The organism is Ramlibacter sp. (assembly GCF_036676645.1).
In the GTDB taxonomy this organism is placed as follows: domain Bacteria; phylum Pseudomonadota; class Gammaproteobacteria; order Burkholderiales; family Burkholderiaceae_C; genus Ramlibacter.
Map to the genome: position 1 here is coordinate 1 of NZ_JAKFCM010000015.1, position 2191 is coordinate 2191.

The 2191-nt window shown below is 73.3% G+C and carries 1 protein-coding gene and 1 pseudogene; one reads left to right on the forward strand and one right to left on the reverse strand.

Features of this window, described 5'->3' with window-relative positions; translation table 11 throughout:
* On the forward strand, positions 1–889 hold an 889-nt coding region (locus tag V6M57_RS02220; protein WP_332813349.1), incomplete at its 5' end, for a Rossmann-like domain-containing protein.
* 98 nt (positions 890–987) lie between these two features.
* Here V6M57_RS02220 and V6M57_RS02225 read toward each other — a convergent pair.
* Positions 988–2191 (reverse strand): annotated as a pseudogene (locus tag V6M57_RS02225) (ankyrin repeat domain-containing protein); the annotation flags it as partial.

Genomic DNA, 2191 nt, shown 5'->3' on the forward strand with positions numbered 1-2191 from the left:
TCCTCCAGCCGCCATGAACCCGACACCCTCCATCGCCTCGGCCATCCTCTCGCAGCTCGCGGCCATCGCGCAGCGGCATCCCGCGCCCCGGGTGCGCCGTCTGCACGTGCCCCGCCGGCCCGACACCACGGGCGCTGCGGGCGAACACGATGCCGAGTTCTGCGCCATCGAGCTGGAAGACGGCGGATTTGGCCTGTCCTACGTGCTGCTCGGCGACACGCTGGCCGCGCTGCTGCGCGCGCACGGTGGCGGCGACCTGCCTTTGCAGGGCACGGACCCGCTGGCCCTCGCGCAAGGCCTGGCCGGTGGCAGCGCGGTGGAGCGCGCCATCGCGCTGGCCGCCGTCAACGCCCTGACCGATTCGGTCTGGCGCCGGGTGGGCTACGAGCCACCGCCCGCGGGCAATTCGCTCGGCGACGTGCAACTGGGCGCGCAGGACCACCTGGGCATGATCGGTTTCTTTCCGCCGCTGGTGAAACGCGTGGCCGAGGCCGGCGGGCGGCTCTCGGTGGTGGAGATGAACGCCGAGATGGTCGCGCGCCAGCGCGAGCGTTTCCCGAACGTGCACATCACGCTGGACCGCGCCGACCTCGCCCCCTGCAACGTGGTGGTGGGCACCTCGACCATGCTGCTCAACGACACGCTGGACGCCATGCTCGCCGCGGCGCCCAACGCAAAGCGCTTCGCGGTGATCGGCCCCTCGGCCGGGCTGTGGCCGGACGCCCTGTTCGAGCGCGGCGTGACGCTGCTCGGTGGCACGCGGGTGACCGACCCCCAGGCCTTCAGCGACGCCATGGCCGTGGGCGCATCCTGGAGCGAAGCCACACGCAAGTTCGCCATTGGGCGCGACGGCTGGCCGGGCTGGCGCACGCTGACCGGTCTGGCCTGACCAAACCCAAACGACGCACCCGCCCAGGCACCAGGGCCGTTCCGGCTGAGCCCGCGCCCCGACGAGGTCGTCCGCCGCGGCCTGGGCCGACACAGCGTCTACAGCCAGCCAGGCCCCACGGCGAGCAGCAGCAGCCACAAGGCCCAGACCAGCCAGCCGGCGGCAGGCCGCCACGATGCGCCGGATGGCGCGCGCAGGGCGCCGGGGGTGAAACGCCCGGCCCGGTGCTCCCCGGCCGCCTGCAACGCCTGCGCCACCGCCACCGCCGAGGCCTCCCCGGGCAGGCCCGGGGTCAGCCGGACCGAGGGCCCGGCGGCCGCCTCGCGGGCATGCAGCGCATGGAACTCCGTCGTGGTCTGCCCGCTGGTTTGTGTGTAGAGCAGCTTGCGAAACAGGTGGTCGAGCGATGCCAGCGGAAGCACCCGCGTCCGGCGCCACATCCAGGAAGCCAGCTCCCGCTCCAGACCATCGTCGCGCACCCGCAGGCGCCATTGCCGCGTGCCCGCATGCAAGGCCACCAGCAGCAGGAGCGCCGCCCCCCACCAGGGGCCGGAGCCCAGCGCATCGAGCCAGGAGCCGCGCGGCGCCGACCGCCACCACAGCATCGAGAAGATTCCCACCGGTACCAGTGCCAGCGCGGCCACCCAGCGCCACCCACGCTGCCGGAAGCGCATTTCCCAGGCGTCGGGACGCTCGACCACCTGGACCTGCTTCGGCAATGGCAACGGAGCGTCGCCGATCGACCAGCCCCCGTGGCGCGGCGGAATCGCCTCCTCGCGCCCCCAGGCCGCCCGGCGGTCAAACCGGTCCGGCGTGGCTCTCGGGTGGTGGTGGCCCGCAGACCGGGCTGGCGTCTCTTGAACCGGCACGTCGTACGACACCTCGACCGCCCCCTCCGCGGTCAGGATCTCCAGCCGCCAGTCGACCCGCTCGCCGGAGCGCCGGCCGCCATGCGTGGGCGCATCGGCCGGCAGCTCAAAGCGCGCATGCCATCGCTCGCCACCGGCCATGTCGGGCATCGCCGCTGCAGCCCGCTCGAGGGCTTCCACCTGCCGCTCCTGGGTGCCGGAGCCCGAGTCGTCCACCCGGTACTGCGCGAGCCGCAACCGCCGGCCACCAGACGGTGGGTTCTGCAGCGCACGGGATGGCAGCGCCAGTTCCACCTCGAAGGCCTCCCCTGCCTGGGGCACGGCCGGCACGAACCGCACGGTGGCCCCGGCAAAGCGCCATGCCAGCACCGACTGGCGCCAGGCCAGCGTGAGCAGGCCGATGCCGACCACCACGAAGACCGACACAAAGAGC